The organism is Microlunatus sp. Gsoil 973 (assembly GCF_009707365.1).
In the GTDB taxonomy this organism is placed as follows: Bacteria; Actinomycetota; Actinomycetes; order Propionibacteriales; family Propionibacteriaceae; genus Microlunatus.
Genome location: NZ_CP046122.1, coordinates 3,474,087 through 3,487,429 on the forward strand (window position 1 = coordinate 3,474,087; position 13,343 = coordinate 3,487,429).

At 67.4% G+C, this 13,343-nt stretch carries 16 protein-coding genes; 5 read left to right on the forward strand and 11 right to left on the reverse strand.

Annotated features, from left to right (window positions below; genetic code table 11):
* Positions 1-46 precede the first annotated feature (46 nt).
* On the forward strand, positions 47-1,279 hold the full coding sequence (locus GJV80_RS16375; protein ID WP_154688813.1) for an arginine deiminase: 1,233 nt from the start codon (positions 47-49) through the stop codon (positions 1,277-1,279).
* Positions 1,280-1,339: 60 nt separating this feature from the next.
* Here GJV80_RS16375 and GJV80_RS16380 read toward each other — a convergent pair whose 3' ends face one another.
* A complete protein-coding gene (locus tag GJV80_RS16380) occupies positions 1,340-2,791 on the reverse strand; it encodes an MFS transporter (RefSeq protein ID WP_230207764.1) in 1,452 nt (483 codons plus the stop codon).
* Between the two features lie 87 nt (positions 2,792-2,878).
* Between GJV80_RS16380 and GJV80_RS16385 the strand changes: the two genes are divergently transcribed.
* Entirely contained in the window at positions 2,879-3,262 is a 384-nt protein-coding gene (locus GJV80_RS16385; protein WP_230207765.1) for a MarR family winged helix-turn-helix transcriptional regulator, read from the forward strand.
* A gap of 6 nt (positions 3,263-3,268) precedes the next feature.
* Here GJV80_RS16385 and GJV80_RS16390 read toward each other — a convergent pair whose 3' ends face one another.
* Together GJV80_RS16390 and GJV80_RS16395 are read right to left on the reverse strand one after the other, a co-directional pair.
* Complete coding sequence (locus GJV80_RS16390) at positions 3,269-4,066, reverse strand: glycerophosphodiester phosphodiesterase family protein (protein ID WP_195908972.1); 798 nt, start codon at positions 4,064-4,066, stop codon at positions 3,269-3,271.
* 65 nt (positions 4,067-4,131) lie between these two features.
* Positions 4,132-5,019: an ArgP/LysG family DNA-binding transcriptional regulator gene (locus tag GJV80_RS16395; protein WP_154688816.1), complete on the reverse strand. Its 888-nt coding sequence runs from the start codon at positions 5,017-5,019 to the stop codon at positions 4,132-4,134.
* A gap of 77 nt (positions 5,020-5,096) precedes the next feature.
* Here GJV80_RS16395 and GJV80_RS16400 point away from each other — a divergent pair, with 77 nt between their 5' ends.
* Positions 5,097-5,741 (forward strand): LysE/ArgO family amino acid transporter, encoded by a 645-nt coding sequence (locus GJV80_RS16400; RefSeq protein WP_230207766.1) that lies wholly within the window; start codon positions 5,097-5,099, stop codon positions 5,739-5,741.
* Between the two features lie 42 nt (positions 5,742-5,783).
* Here the strand turns inward: GJV80_RS16400 and GJV80_RS16405 are convergent, their stop codons facing one another.
* From GJV80_RS16405 to GJV80_RS16415, 3 genes are read right to left on the reverse strand one after another with little or no spacing between them, the layout of a single operon-like run.
* Positions 5,784-6,092, reverse strand: a complete 309-nt coding sequence (locus GJV80_RS16405) for a rhodanese-like domain-containing protein (RefSeq protein WP_230207767.1) — start codon at positions 6,090-6,092, stop codon at positions 5,784-5,786.
* Between the two features lie 48 nt (positions 6,093-6,140).
* A complete protein-coding gene (locus GJV80_RS16410) occupies positions 6,141-7,004 on the reverse strand; it encodes an Fpg/Nei family DNA glycosylase (RefSeq protein ID WP_154688817.1) in 864 nt (287 codons plus the stop codon).
* A 58-nt stretch (positions 7,005-7,062) separates the two neighbouring features.
* Positions 7,063-7,749, reverse strand: coding sequence for an SDR family NAD(P)-dependent oxidoreductase (locus GJV80_RS16415; protein WP_195908973.1), 687 nt, complete (start codon positions 7,747-7,749; stop codon positions 7,063-7,065).
* A 101-nt stretch (positions 7,750-7,850) separates the two neighbouring features.
* Here GJV80_RS16415 and GJV80_RS16420 point away from each other — a divergent pair, with 101 nt between their 5' ends.
* Entirely contained in the window at positions 7,851-8,696 is an 846-nt protein-coding gene (locus tag GJV80_RS16420) for a helix-turn-helix transcriptional regulator (RefSeq protein WP_154688818.1), read from the forward strand.
* Positions 8,697-8,707: 11 nt separating this feature from the next.
* Here the strand turns inward: GJV80_RS16420 and GJV80_RS24110 are convergent, their stop codons facing one another.
* From GJV80_RS24110 to aat, 3 genes are all read right to left on the reverse strand, one after another.
* Positions 8,708-9,073, reverse strand: a complete 366-nt coding sequence (locus tag GJV80_RS24110; protein WP_230207768.1) for a DMT family transporter — start codon at positions 9,071-9,073, stop codon at positions 8,708-8,710.
* Positions 9,058-9,666, reverse strand: a complete 609-nt coding sequence (locus GJV80_RS24115; protein WP_230207769.1) for a DMT family transporter — start codon at positions 9,664-9,666, stop codon at positions 9,058-9,060. The genes GJV80_RS24110 and GJV80_RS24115 overlap by 16 nt, the downstream gene beginning before the upstream one ends.
* A gap of 189 nt (positions 9,667-9,855) precedes the next feature.
* On the reverse strand, positions 9,856-10,476 hold the full coding sequence (aat, locus tag GJV80_RS16430) for a leucyl/phenylalanyl-tRNA--protein transferase (protein ID WP_230208425.1): 621 nt from the start codon (positions 10,474-10,476) through the stop codon (positions 9,856-9,858).
* Positions 10,477-10,732: 256 nt separating this feature from the next.
* On the opposite strand from aat, the gene GJV80_RS16435 reads away from it, so the two are divergent.
* Positions 10,733-11,428 (forward strand): hypothetical protein, encoded by a 696-nt coding sequence (locus tag GJV80_RS16435; protein ID WP_154688820.1) that lies wholly within the window; start codon positions 10,733-10,735, stop codon positions 11,426-11,428.
* Between the two features lie 8 nt (positions 11,429-11,436).
* Here GJV80_RS16435 and GJV80_RS16440 read toward each other — a convergent pair whose 3' ends face one another.
* Both GJV80_RS16440 and GJV80_RS16445 read right to left on the reverse strand, forming a co-directional pair.
* Complete coding sequence (locus tag GJV80_RS16440) at positions 11,437-12,414, reverse strand: BadF/BadG/BcrA/BcrD ATPase family protein (protein WP_230207770.1); 978 nt, start codon at positions 12,412-12,414, stop codon at positions 11,437-11,439.
* 113 nt (positions 12,415-12,527) lie between these two features.
* Entirely contained in the window at positions 12,528-13,331 is an 804-nt protein-coding gene (locus GJV80_RS16445; RefSeq protein WP_195908974.1) for an SGNH/GDSL hydrolase family protein, read from the reverse strand.
* Positions 13,332-13,343 lie beyond the last annotated feature (12 nt).

The following is a 13,343-nucleotide window of genomic DNA, read 5'->3' on the forward strand; positions in this document are numbered from 1 at the left end:
CGTTCCTTCGGGCTATTTTCCGCGGCCTGTGGGCTAATCTCACCGCATGGCCCAGGTCCCCGATCCGGCAGTCGGCGTCAGGTCAGAGGTCGGTCGGCTGCGGACCGTGATGCTGCACCGACCGGGCAACGAACTCCGGCGACTCACCCCGCGGAACAACGACGCGCTGTTGTTCGACGGAATCCCCTGGGTCGCCCGGGCTCAGGACGAACACGACGCGTTCGCCACCGCTCTGCGCGACCGCGGCGTCGAGGTGCTTTATCTGACCGAGCTGCTCGTCCAGACGCTGCAGAGCGACGCGGCACGCAGCATGGCGATCGAGCAGACGCTGCGCGACCTGCGACTGGGCGACCGGTTGCGCCGGTATTTGCGCCAGGAGCTGTCCGCGGCCGGTGCCGATCGGCTGGCCGAGGTGATGACGGCCGGACTGCGCAACGACGAGGTGTCCGGGATCCGCACCCTGGTCACGGGTCTGCTTCGCCCCGAGGACTTCCTGATCGATCCGCTGCCCAATCTGCTGTTCACCCGGGACTCCAGTGCCTGGATCGGCGACCAGGTGGTGGTCACTTCGCTCACCATGCCCGCCCGGCGCCGGGAGACCCAGCTGACCGAGCTGATCTATGAGTTCCATCCCCGGTTCGCCGGTGTGAAGCGGTTGGTCGGTGCCGACCGGTCGGATCCGACCCTGCCCGGCTCGGAGCACATCGAGGGCGGCGACATCATGGCGCTCGGTCCCGGTGCGCTGGCCGTCGGCGTCGGCGAGCGCACCACCCCGGCAGGAGCCGAACAGCTCGCCCGGACGGTCCTGTCGGCCGGCCTGGCCCGCACCGTGCTCGCGGTGCCGATCGCCCAGGATCGGGCGACCATGCATCTGGACACGATCTGCACCATGGTCGACACGGATGCTGTGGTGATGTATCCCAACGTCGCCCATGATCTCCGGGCGCTGCCGATCCGGCTCGACGATGGCGGCGAGTTGGAGATCGGAACGCCCCGGCCGTTCCTGGAGGCGGCGGCCGAGGCGATGGGGATCGGTCGATTGCACTTGATCGACACCGGTCTGGATCCGGTGACCGCCGAGCGTGAGCAATGGGACGACGGCAACAACACGCTTTGCATCGCGCCGACGGTCGCCGTGGCGTACGAGCGGAACACCCAGACCAACGCCCGGCTGGAGGCCGCCGGCATCGAGGTCATCACGATCGCCGGAGCCGAGTTGGGTACCGGCCGCGGCGGGCCGCGGTGCATGTCCTGCCCGATCCTCCGGGACGATCTCTGACACCTTTCTGATACCGGCGACCTTCTGATGCCGGCGACACCCCACCGGACGAACCTGGACTCAGCCGACCGGTTCGCGTTCCTGCTCGGGCTCGACCACCACCGGTTCCGGGACGCGAAGCCTGCGCCGCGGCCAGGCCGCGACCCCGAAGCCCGCGACGGCGACCAGTGCGCTGAGCAGCAGTCCCGGACGGTACGCATCCAGCATCTGACCGGCGCTCGCACCGGCCTGCGGCATGCCGCTTGCCACCACCGCGGTGGTTACGGCGAGCACCAACGCGGCCCCGACCTGGGTACTGGTCTGCACCAGGCCGGCGGCCAGGCCCTGTTCGTCGTTGGAGATGCCCGCGGTCGCCTGCACGTTGATCGACGGGAAGGCCATGGCGAACCCGAGCCCGATCAGCAGCACCGACGGCAGGATCGCCAACGGGTAGGACGGGTGGGTGTCCACACGCAGGAAGAGCAGGTAGCCGATCACCTGGCTGGCCAGCCCGAGCATGATCAACCTCGGCGCTCCGAACCGATCGATCAGCCGGTCGGCGAACGGCGCGCTGCCGGCAACGATCAGGCCCGCCGGCAGCAGGGCCAGGGCGAGGGTCAGCGGCTGCCAGCCGAGCACCGACTGCAGGAACAGCGTGATGATCGTCTGGAAACTGAGGTAGGCACCGAAGAGCGCCACCGCCGCAAGGTTCGCCCGGGCGACCCATCCTTGTTTCATGATCGAGAACCGGATCAACGGGTGCCGGACCCGTGATTCGACGACGCCGAACAGGGCCAGGATCAGTGCCGCCACGAGGAATCCGATGATGGTCCGCAGCGAGGTCCAGCCGGCTTGGGGCGCGGTGACGACGGTGTAGACCAGCGTCAGCATCCCCGCCGGAAGAGCGATGGCTCCGGCGAGATCACTGCCCCTGCCGACCTGCGGCCGGTCCTTGGGGATGACCAGCGGCCCGAGCGCCAGCACGGCCAGCGCGAACGGCATCGAGAAGATCATGGTCCAGCGCCAGCTGAGCCCGGTCACCAGGCCACCGACGATCAGACCGAGCGAGAAGCCGGATGCACCGAAGACCGAATAGATCGAGATGGCCTTGTTGCGCTCCTGCCCTTCGGCGAAGTTCGTGGTGATGATGGAGAAGCCGGTCGGGGCGGTGAAGGCCGCCGCCAAGCCCTTGATGAAGCGGGCCGCGATCAGCAACTGGGGGTTGTCGGCCACACCGCCGAGCAACGATGCGAGGACGAAGACCGACAGCGCGATCAAGAAGATCCGCCGCCGGCCCAGCAGGTCGGCCAGCCGTCCGCCGAGCAGCAGCAGGCTTCCGTACCCCAGGACGTATCCCGAGACCACCCATTGCAGGGTGGCGGTTCCGATCCCGAGCTGCGCGCCGATCGTGGGAAGTGCGACGCCCACCATCGAGACGTCCAACCCGTCGAGTGCGAGGACGGTGCAAAGCACCAGGAGCAGCGCCCAGCGCTGCTTTGACCACCGGACGGTGGCGGTGTCGGGTGTGTTCACGTCGACTACATTAGATGCTGTGTCATCTAATGCGCAAGCATTTTATTCGGTAGTATTCGATGCACGGTCATGATATATACTGCGAGCATGGCTGCAAACGATGCGGCCCTGGTCGAGCAGTGGCGTGACCTCCAGGGTCGCTACCTGAAGATGTCCACCGAACTGGACCGGCGGCTGACTGCCGAGCATCAGATCGGACTCAGTGAGTTCGAGGTGCTCGATCTGATCGCCGAGATCGACGTTCCGGGCGGCCCGTGCCGGATGAAGGATCTCGGCAGCATCTCACCGATGACCCAGAGCGCGCTGTCCCGGATCGTCGACCGGCTGGTGAAGGCCGGCCTGGTCACCCGGGATTTCTGCGCGGAGGACCGGCGGGCGCTGCTGGTCCAGCTCACCGACAAAGGCAGGGCGCTGCATGCGGAGGCGGCGAAGACCCACCGACGACTGCTCCGCGACCATCAGCCTGCCTGACGCCGGTCAGCGAGCCGCGGACAGCTCCGCCAGCGATTCCGCGACCACGTCGGGGAAGTCCGTGGTGAAGCCGGTGACGCCCAGATCGAGGCAGAAGCGTACGTCCTCCGGCGTGTTGACAGTCCATACGTGCACCTGATTGCCGGCCTCGATCATCCGGCCCACCCAGTCCGGGTCCCTGCGCACCCGTTCCAGGTCCGGCCCGACGATCCGCACACCGTCCGGCAGCGCACCGTCCCCGGCCGAGGACAGCTCGGAGATCAGGAAGGTGCGTCGCAACTCGGGCAGCACCTCACGCATCTTCACCAGGGCCTCAGGGAAGAAGGTGATCAACCGGATCGGCGAATCGGCACCGGTCCAACCGTGGCCGGCCAGCAACTCCGCGACCCGGTCCTCGATCTCCGTTCCACGGGGATTGGGATGTTTGGTCTCCAGGTTGAGCGTGATCCGTACGCCGCGGGCACGGGCCTCGGCGATCATGTCCAGCAACTCGACCAGGGTGGTGACCGACTTCTCATCCGGCGTCGGATCGGCGGTGAACCACGAGCCGAAGTCGACCGCGCGCAACTCCTCCAGCGTCTTCGCGTATGCCGGACCAGTGGCGTCCGACGTTCGGTCCAGATCAAGATCGTGCAGGCAGATCAGATGATCATCCGCGCTGAAGTGGACGTCACACTCCAGACCGAGCTCAAGATCATGTTCTTCGGCGTAGGCGATCGCCGCGCGATACGACGCGAGGGTGGACTCGGGGTAGCGGCCGCTGAAACCGCGGTGGGCGAAGATCTCCTGACCGTTTGTCGTCACACTCCCAGTCAATCACGCGACCGGCGCAGCCGATCATGCACCGGCGCGCCGACGGCCACCCGCTGTCAACGCAGTTCGCGCGCCGCCGTGCTGATCATGGCATCGGCCAACTGGTCCAGCATCGGCGTGTGCAGTTTCCACTGCTGCCAGTAGAGCGGTACGTCGACGTGTGCCGGTGGGTCGAACTCAACCAGGCACCCGGTGTCCTCGAACACCCGGCTCTGTTGTGGCGGGACCATCCCCCAGCCCAGGCCGAGAGCGATCGCCCGGGCGAAATCGGCGGAGACAGGGATGAAGTGCCGCGGCGGGTCGAGCCGTCGACGGGTCCTGCGCCGCAGATACCGGTCCTGCAGTGTGTCGTCGCGGTCGAAGACCACCACCGGTGCGACCGCCAGCGCCGCGATGGTCGGCCCGTCGGGGAACCAGCGTTCGACATAACCGGGACTGGCCATCGGCCGGTAGCCCATCGTGCCCAGCCGACGCACGCTGCATCCGGGGACCGGCTCGGCCACCGACGTCACGGCCGCCATCACCGTGCCGTTGCGCAGCAGTTCGACCGAAAGACCCTCATCGGCACGGTGCACCTCGAAGGAGATCCGTTGCTCCGGGTCGACCTCGGCCAAGGCCTGCAGCGCCCAGGTGTTCAACGAGTCACCGTTGATCACCACCGGAATGGTTGTCGCACCCTCGGCCCCTGCTCCGGCGAGTTCCACACCCGCCGTGTCGTTGAGCAAGATCATCTGCCGGGCCACCCGGAGGACCACCGTGCCCGGTTCCGTCGGCCGGGCCGGCCGGGACCGGCGGACCAATACCTGGCCGACCGAGGACTCGAGTGCTTTGAGCCGCTGGCTGACCGCCGACGGCGTCACCCGGAGCTCACGTGCTGCGGCATCCAGGGTGCCGTGGTCGACGACCGCGACAAGGGTTCGTAACTGGTCGATCTGCAGGTCCACAACCGTCCTTAGCAGTTCTTACGTATCTGCAGAAACTTTAGCTGGTCTGACGCTGTCGGGTCGCGTACGGTCTGGCCGTGCTGGTTGATCAATTCGCGACACCGGGGCTGACGAGTGCCGTCCAGGGGTTCGCCATGATGATGTCGCTGATCGTCGCGATCGGAGCGCAGAACAGTTTCCTGCTCCGCCAAGGGATCCTGCGGTCCCACGTGACCGTCCTGGTGCTGATCTGCTGGCTGTCCGATGTCGTCCTGGTCACTGCCGGTGTCGGCGGGCTGGGCGCGATCGTGGAACGTGCCCCGGTGGCGATGACCGTGATCAGGTTCTGTGGGGCGATCGTGCTGTTCGGCTATGCGGCGGCGGCGATCCGCAGGCTCTTCGTCGGTGAGCGCCTCGAACTCGACAGCGCCGGCGTGCGACCTTCCCTGTCCTCTGCGGTCGCCGCCTGTCTGGCGATAACCTGGCTGAACCCGCACGTTTATCTGGACACCGTCCTGATGATCGGCGGTGTCGCCAACAGTCACGGCGGTCAACGGTGGTGGTTCGCCGCCGGCAGCATGCTGGCCAGTGTCGCCTGGTTCGCCGCCCTCGGGTACGGTGCCCGCCTGCTGCGCGGCGTCATGACCACGCCACGTGCCTGGCGGATCCTCGACGCCGTGATCGCGGCGATCATGATCGCCACGGCCCTCCGCCTTCTCGCCGAGGGGTCACATATTCCCTGATATTTGCGGCGTGTCGTCCACGTTCTTGGCTGTTCTACCTGCTCAGCCGCGAGAGACCGGCCGGTCATCGGCCATCCACGCCCGGATGCCGCCGTCCAGATTGATCGCGTCACGGCCCGTTGACAGCAGGTACGCGGTCGCCTGCGCCGAACGCCCGCCCACAGCGCAGATACAGATCACCTTGTCGCTGACCTCGTCGATCCGGGACATCAGTTGGTCCAGCGGGATGTGGATCGAGCCCTCGATCCTGCCCTCCGCCCATTCGGCATCGGTTCGGACGTCGAGCATCATCCACTCCGGTCCGGGCAACAGATCGACCTCGGACGGAGTGATGGTGGGCAGTTCAGACACCTCACCATTGTGGAGCCGTGCCGCACGTTGCGTGTGAGAACCGTGTGATTACTTGAGCAATCGTGAGAGTCGTCGATCGGCCAGCTTCTTGCCGCCGGTCTGGCAGGTCGGACAGTACTGCAGCGACGAATCGGCGAAGGAGACCTCGGCGATCGTGTCGCCGCAGACCGGACACTTCTCCCCGGTCCGACCGTGCACCCGCAGGCCCGACTTCTTCTCGCCCTTGAGGTCCTTGACCGCCAGCCCCTCCGAACGCTTGATGGCGTCGGCAAGTTCGTCCTTCATCGCCGCGAACAGGCCGGTGCGCTCCGCGTCGGTCAGGCTGTTGGACGGCTTGAACGGGCTCAGCTTCGCCCGGTGCAGGATCTCGTCGGAGTACGCGTTGCCAATCCCGGCGATCACCCGCTGATCCTTCAGCACGCCCTTCAGCTGAGCCCGTCCGGCCTCCCCCAACAGCTTGGTCAGCGTCTCGAGGGTGAAGGTCTCATCCAGTGGATCCGGGCCGAGCCCGGCGATGTGCGGCACGAGCATCGGATCGGTCGTCACGTAGACCGCGAGCTTGCGCTGCGTGCCCGCCTCGGTCAGATCGAAGCCGGAGTTGTCGTCGAACACAGCCCGCAGCGCCATCGGTCCCTTGCCGGGACGCAGCGGCTTGTCGGTCATCTCGTCGCGCCATCGCAGCCAGCCGGCGCGGGCCAGATGGAAGATCAGGTGGACGCCCTGGGCGTCGATGTCGAGGAACTTGCCGTGCCGGCGTACCGATTCGACCTCGAGGCCCTGCAGCGCCGACAGCGGCGGATCGTAGGTCTTGAGCGCGCTGAACGCCGCCAACTCGACCCGCGCGAACGCGCGACCGGCCAACCGCTGACCCAGGAATCGGACCAGCGACTCGACCTCCGGCATCTCCGGCATGCAGCCATTATGTCGCGGGCCGCAGACAGTGCCGTCGATCGCGCAACCTGCCCGACCCCTACCAGGCGAGCCGGCCGGCATCCTCCTGAAGCGTGCCGGTCGGTCCGTCCCGGCCGATCGTCGCCATCCGGACGATGGGTCGGGCTCCTGCCTCGACCGGTTGGGCGCCTTCCAGCACCGGACCGCCGCCGAGTTCGGTCGCGGTGTATCCGGGCTCGACCGCGTTGATCCTGATCTTCGGATAGGCCAACGCGTACTGCAGGGTCAGCATGGAGACGGCGGCCTTGCTGGCGCCGTAGACGATCGCCCGGACGTGATGGGCCGGTCTGGCCGGGTCGGTGACCGCGCCGAAGGAGCCCAGTGCGCTGGAGATGTTGACGATCACCGGATTGTCCGACCGCTCCAGCAGCGGAAGTGCAGCCTCGGTGACTCGGAGGATCCCGACGGCATTGGTGTCGAACACCTCCAAAGCCTCGGGTCCGTTCAGTGCCCACTTGGCGATACCGGCGTTGTTGATCAACACGTCAAGGCCGCCGTCCGCATCGATGGCGGCGAACGCCGCAGTGACCGATGCGTCATCGGTGACATCGAGTTGGATGAACCGACCGCCCAGTTCTGTTGCGGCGGCGCGTCCGCGATCAGGATCGCGCGCCCCGATGTAGACCGTGTGCCCCGCAGCGATCAGGTGCCGGGCGGTTTCCTTGCCGAGACCCTTGTTCGCCCCGGTGATCAGTGTCGTCGTCATGGCCCCAGCATTCGTCGGTCGAAGATCGCCAACGAGTCGTCCGGTTCTCCTAGGACTGACAGGGCCAGGAAAGCCGGGCCGGGCCGGAGCACACTGGTGTCATGGATGCGTGGGAGTTCGGCCTGGCTCTGCGGCGTTGGCGGGACCGGATCGCCCCGGGAACCGTCGGTGTGCCGAACGGCTCGCGCCGGCGCGCACGGGGCCTGCGTCGGGAGGAGCTCGCCGGACTTGCCGGGATCTCCGTCGACTATCTGACCCGGCTGGAGCAGGGTCGGGCGACCTCACCGTCGGCCCAGGTGGTCGAGGCGTTGGCCCGGGCCCTGCGGCTGAGCCACGACGAGCGCGATCTGCTCTTCCGATTGGCGGGCCTTGCCGCACCGGGGCCGGGAACGGTTCCGACACGTATCGCGCCGAGTGTGCAACGGCTGCTCGACCGGCTCTCCAACACTCCCGTCGCGGTCTTCGACGCCGCCTGGAATCTGCTGATCACCAACGCGCCGTACGAAGCGGTGCTGGGCGAGACGACGAACTGGCGAGGTCTGGAACGCAATGCGGTCTGGCGCAATCTGACAGGTGCACCGAGTCGGGTGGTCCACCTCCCGGTCGAGACCGCGGAGTTCCACGCCGGGATCGTCGCCGAGTTGCGCGCGACGTCGGCGCGCTATCCGGCCGATCCGGGGCTGCAACGACTGATCGACCAGCTGCGTACGCACCATCCGGGATTCGTCGGCCTCTGGGAACGGGCCGAGCCGGCCCCGTCGGCGCACAGAGCCCGGCACAAGACGATCGATCATCCCGAGGTCGGGCTGATCAACCTCGACTGCGACACGCTGGTGGTCGCCCATGATGATCTTCGGATCATGGTCTACACCGCCGAACCTGACAGCGAGGATGCCGAGAAGCTCGCCCTGGCCGTGGTAGTGGGGACCCAGTCGCTCGTCGACTGAGCCACAAAGCGTCAGCCACCGGTGCGGTCGAGGCTGCGGCGACGCTGCGGCCGTACGGCGATGATCACGCCGACCAGCGTCAGGGCGCAGCCGAGAATCTTGATCAGACTGAGTCCCGCGCTGGTCGGCGCAACCAGTTCGACGACGACAGCGCCGGTGAGTTGGCCGGCGATGGAGGTCATCCCGAGCAGCAGCACACCCACCCAGCGGACGATCAGTGCGGCCGAGGCAATGAAGATCACGCCGATCAAACCACCGAGATAGAGCCAGGGCTGGCGCGGCAGCGCGGCAGGAAGCCCGCGGGCCAGCACGCTGACCGCCGCCGCGATGATCAACGCGGCTGTGCCGACCAGGAAGTTGATCACCGTCGCGACCACCGGGCGGCGACCACCCCGACCCGCCCGTTGACCGCCTGTTGCCAAGCCGTGCCGAATCCGGCCAACGCAGGCAGCAGCGCCAAGGCGTACACGGGGAGGCCGCCGGTGATGCCGTTGGCACTGGCCACCAGGACGGCGATCAGCGCAATGCCTGCACCCACGGCGCGATTGAGCGTCACCGGAGCCTTGCCGGCCGGCCCCAGTCCGGCACGGTCGACCAGCAGACTGCTGATCAGCTGCCCGCCGACTGCCGCGACGGTGAAGGTGGCCAGGCCGATGACGGTGACCGTGACGCCCTGGGACAGCACCAGGAAGGCTCCCGAGAACCCGCCGAGCAACTGCCACCAGGCCAGGCGGCGGTCGCTCAATGCTGCTCTGAGCCCGGAGAACCGACGCCGGACCGAGGCATTGCAGAGTGCGACGACACCGAGCAGCACCAGACCGGTGGAGAAGCTGATCAGGGCCGCGACGATGCCATTGCCCAGTGTGGTGCCGAGCGCCCCGTTGACACGTGCCTGGACCGCGACCAACCCGCCTGCCACGAAGGCGAGGATCAGGCCGAACACCCGGCGGCGGGTGGGCACGACTGGCATGCGGCACTCCTCGATCGAGTTGGTGGGTTCAACGGTTCGGACGAACGGTGTCCAATGACTCTTGCCGACGGCCCTCGTGCACATCCGCCGTCCAGACAGGCGACGGATGCCGGATTCGAAGCACGCGGCTCGTCTGGACCGCCAAAGTACTCACAGCGGGCAACCGTACGGTCTGCTGCGTGGGGCTGGTCAGCCCGCCGGTGCCCGGAAGTCCGGTGCCGGCAGTGTTACGGCGACTGCGAGCCGGCGAAGATAGTCCTCCCGCGGGATCTCGATCACACCAAGGCTGGCCAGATGCGGTGTCTGCCACTGGACGTCGAGCAGGCGGTCCTGCCCGTCGCCGCGCAGGAGGTCGACCAGGGCGACCAGCGCGGCCTTCGATGCGTCCCGGCCGATCACCGGGTCGTGGAACATCGACTCCCCGGCGAACAGTCCGCCGATGCTCACTCCGTACAGGCCGCCCGCCAGCCTGCCATCGGCGGTTCTGGCCTCGACGGAGTGCACGATGCCGGCCTGGTGCAGCCCGGTGTAGACCTGCAGGATCCGCTCGTCGATCCAACCGCCCGGTCGCGACGGATCCCCGCAGCGCCGGATCACCTCGTCGAAGGCAGTGTCGACCGTGATCGCGTACCGCTTGATCATCTTTCGCAGCGACCGTGACACCCGCAGACCGTCCAGCGGCAGGATCCCCCGGTCCAACGGCGAGTACCAGCCCATCAGTCTCCGGCCACGGAAACCGTGCTGCGGCATCGGGAAGACGCCCGCGCGATAACCGGCGACCGCCAGCTCCGGTCCGAACTCCTCACTCATCCCGATCAGGTCGCTGTCCGGCCAGCGCCGCGGCGACCCGAAGACCGACGACGCGCCGAAGAAGACACCCGACCGATCCGCCACGTCTCGAGTCTGGCACGCCGGGTCGGTCGACGCCGCGGCACCCGGGGAGCGGACGACCCAGGGATAACCCCACTCTTTCCCGCTCGGAGTCGGCATCCCGCTGCCCGACACGTACGCTGGTCGCTGCCGGGTGGCCCGAGTCAGGCCGGTACGAATGAGGTTCGGAGGTTCGATGGCGACAGCCAGGGATGTCGGTAGGGCGGTTGCCCGTCGGCTGCAGCCGGTGACCACCGGTGGGCCACAGGTCGCCGGTTCCGCGCTGCGGCGGATCGTGGAGGTAGCCATCGACGGCACCGGACGGCTGCCGGGGGCCAAGGCCGCCGCCGGTAAGCATCTGGAGCGTTCCGGGGGTTCGGTGGACGAGGCGGTCGAATCGATCATCGACAGCCACATCCGGCTCGGTACGGCCCAGGGTTTCGTCACCAACGTCGGAGGTTTGGCCACCGCTGCCCTGCTGGTTCCGGCCAATATCGCCGGTGTCGCAGTGGTCCAGGTCCGGATGGTTGCTGCGATCGCCCATCTGCGCGGCTACGACATCAACGACCGCAGAGTCCGCACCGCACTGGTGATGTGTCTGATCGGCGGCGAGCAGCTGGGACGGCGGATCGCCTCCGGCAAGTTGCCGACCACGCCGATGGCGGTCGCCACCGCTCCGGTCTTCGATCCCGAATTGGACGCCCAGGTGGCCGAGATCGCCTTCACGGGTCTGCTGACCCGGGTCGGCGGCAAACATCTGCCGCTGATGGTCACCCGCAGCATTCCGCTGGTCGGCGGTGGCGTCGGAGCCGTTCTCGACGGCATGGCGACCTACCACATCGGTCAGTTCGCCAAGAAGGAACTGGTGCAGCGCCGCGCCATCAGGTCATAGCTAGTTGATCAGGCGAGTTGACCAGCCAGGTGATCAAGCGCGCTGTCGCTCAGCGGTGATCCGCCGAGCGAGGCGGCGAAGAGTGCTGCTCCGATCGCCGGATCGAATCGCGGCGTTCTGAGCTCGTAGGCATACGGTCCGTCGGCCAGCCGCTCGGTGAAGGCGGTCAACACCGCCGGTGCATTGAACACCCCGCCCGAATACGACACAGGCACAGCGAAGCCGTCATCGAAACCGACGCGACCGCGTACCGCTGTGACATGCCGGACCAGCTGATCGGCAGCCTCCCGGATGATCGCGGCGGCCTGTGCGTCTCCGGCTTGTTCCGCTTCGGCGACCAGCCGGGACAACGCAGCGATCTTGCCGCGATCGTTCCCCCAGCGATGTTGCACGACATCGAGCAGATCGAAGTCCGCGGTCAGCGCGAGCCGTTCGCGGACAAGATCACCGAAGGGGCTCCACGGCAACCGGCCGTCGCTCAACTGGGAGAAGACCTGAAGGCCACGCAGACCGATCCAGTAACCGGACCCCTCGTCTCCGAACAGCTCGCCCCAGCCGCCGACCCGGACACCGCGGTCGCCGTTCCTGCCGTACGCGATCGAGCCGGTGCCGGCGACCACGTTGACGCCGTCGGTCAACGCCAGCGATCCGGCCCAACCACAGACAACGTCGTTGTCGACGCGATAGCGATCATGCCCGAGCACGGCGCGGGGAGCTTCGTCGAGCAGCGGCTGGTCGGCACTCAACTCTCCGTAGGCGGGGATGCCGAAGAAGGCGAAGCCGATCATCGCGGTGGTCACACCAGCCGACTCGCACAGCGACGGTACGGCGTCGGTCAGGACGCGTCGAACGTGCTGTGGCCCGGCGCCGGGTGGACCGGCGAAGTAGCTGGCTCCGGTCTGCTGCCGGGCCAGCAGCTCGCCGTCGCCGCTGATCAGGCACAACGCCGTCTTCGTCCCACCACCGTCCACCCCGAGGAAGATCATCCGCCCCTCCGTGCCGCATCCGTCTGCCCAGCAAAGCCTCGGCCAATGTAGCGGTCCGACGATCTGTCGTGACCAGCGCTGTTGATGATCAGCGCCGGGGTGATTCGATCAGCTCAGCCGTTGTCGGTCGACAGAGCGTGCCGGGTCACCGCAACCACCTCGGGGTTCGGCCGCTTGGCGGTGATGCCCTGGCCGTGCGGCACATGCGCCAGTCCTCGGCCGAGCCACGGACCGAACCACCGCACGGCCCAATCAAGATCACCGGCGATCCGCTCGAGGACCGGCGGTTGCGGCAAGGGGTCCGGCAGCGGGTCGGCCCAGTGATCGAAGCCCGGATAGCCGAGCAGATCAGCGAAGGCCTCGGCCATCCGCTGGTGGCCGAGCCGGTTTCCGTGCAGCCGGTCCTCGTACCAGAGCCGTGGATCCGAAGCGACCGGATACCGGGCAAGTTCAAGCACCAGGACGCCGGCGTTCTGAGCGGCGGCGCGGGTGATGTCGGACAGGATCAGGGAGCGCTCCCTGACGTAACGGCCGATCGGCTTGAGAAAGCTGGGATCCGGCATGAGGAAGGTGAAGACGGTGATCCCCCGTGAGGCGGATTCGGTGAACATGTAGTCGAAGTCCACAGCGAGCCGACCGAAGTCCGGCCGCGGCGCCAGCACATCGTTGACTCCGCCGACGATGCTCATCAGGTCGGGCTCGAGGGCCAGCGCCCGGTCGAACTGGGTCCGCCGGATCTCGCTCAACCGGAGGCTGCGCACTGCCAGGTTGGCGTATTCCAGCGGTTGATCCTGGGCAGCCGCGATGTGCTCGGCGAGGCGGTCGGCCCAGCCCCGATAAGCGCCGTTCTCGTCGAAGTCCTGAAGCCCCTCGGTCGCTGAATCTCCGATCGCCACGTAGCGATGGAAGGTCCTCACGTGTCGATTCTC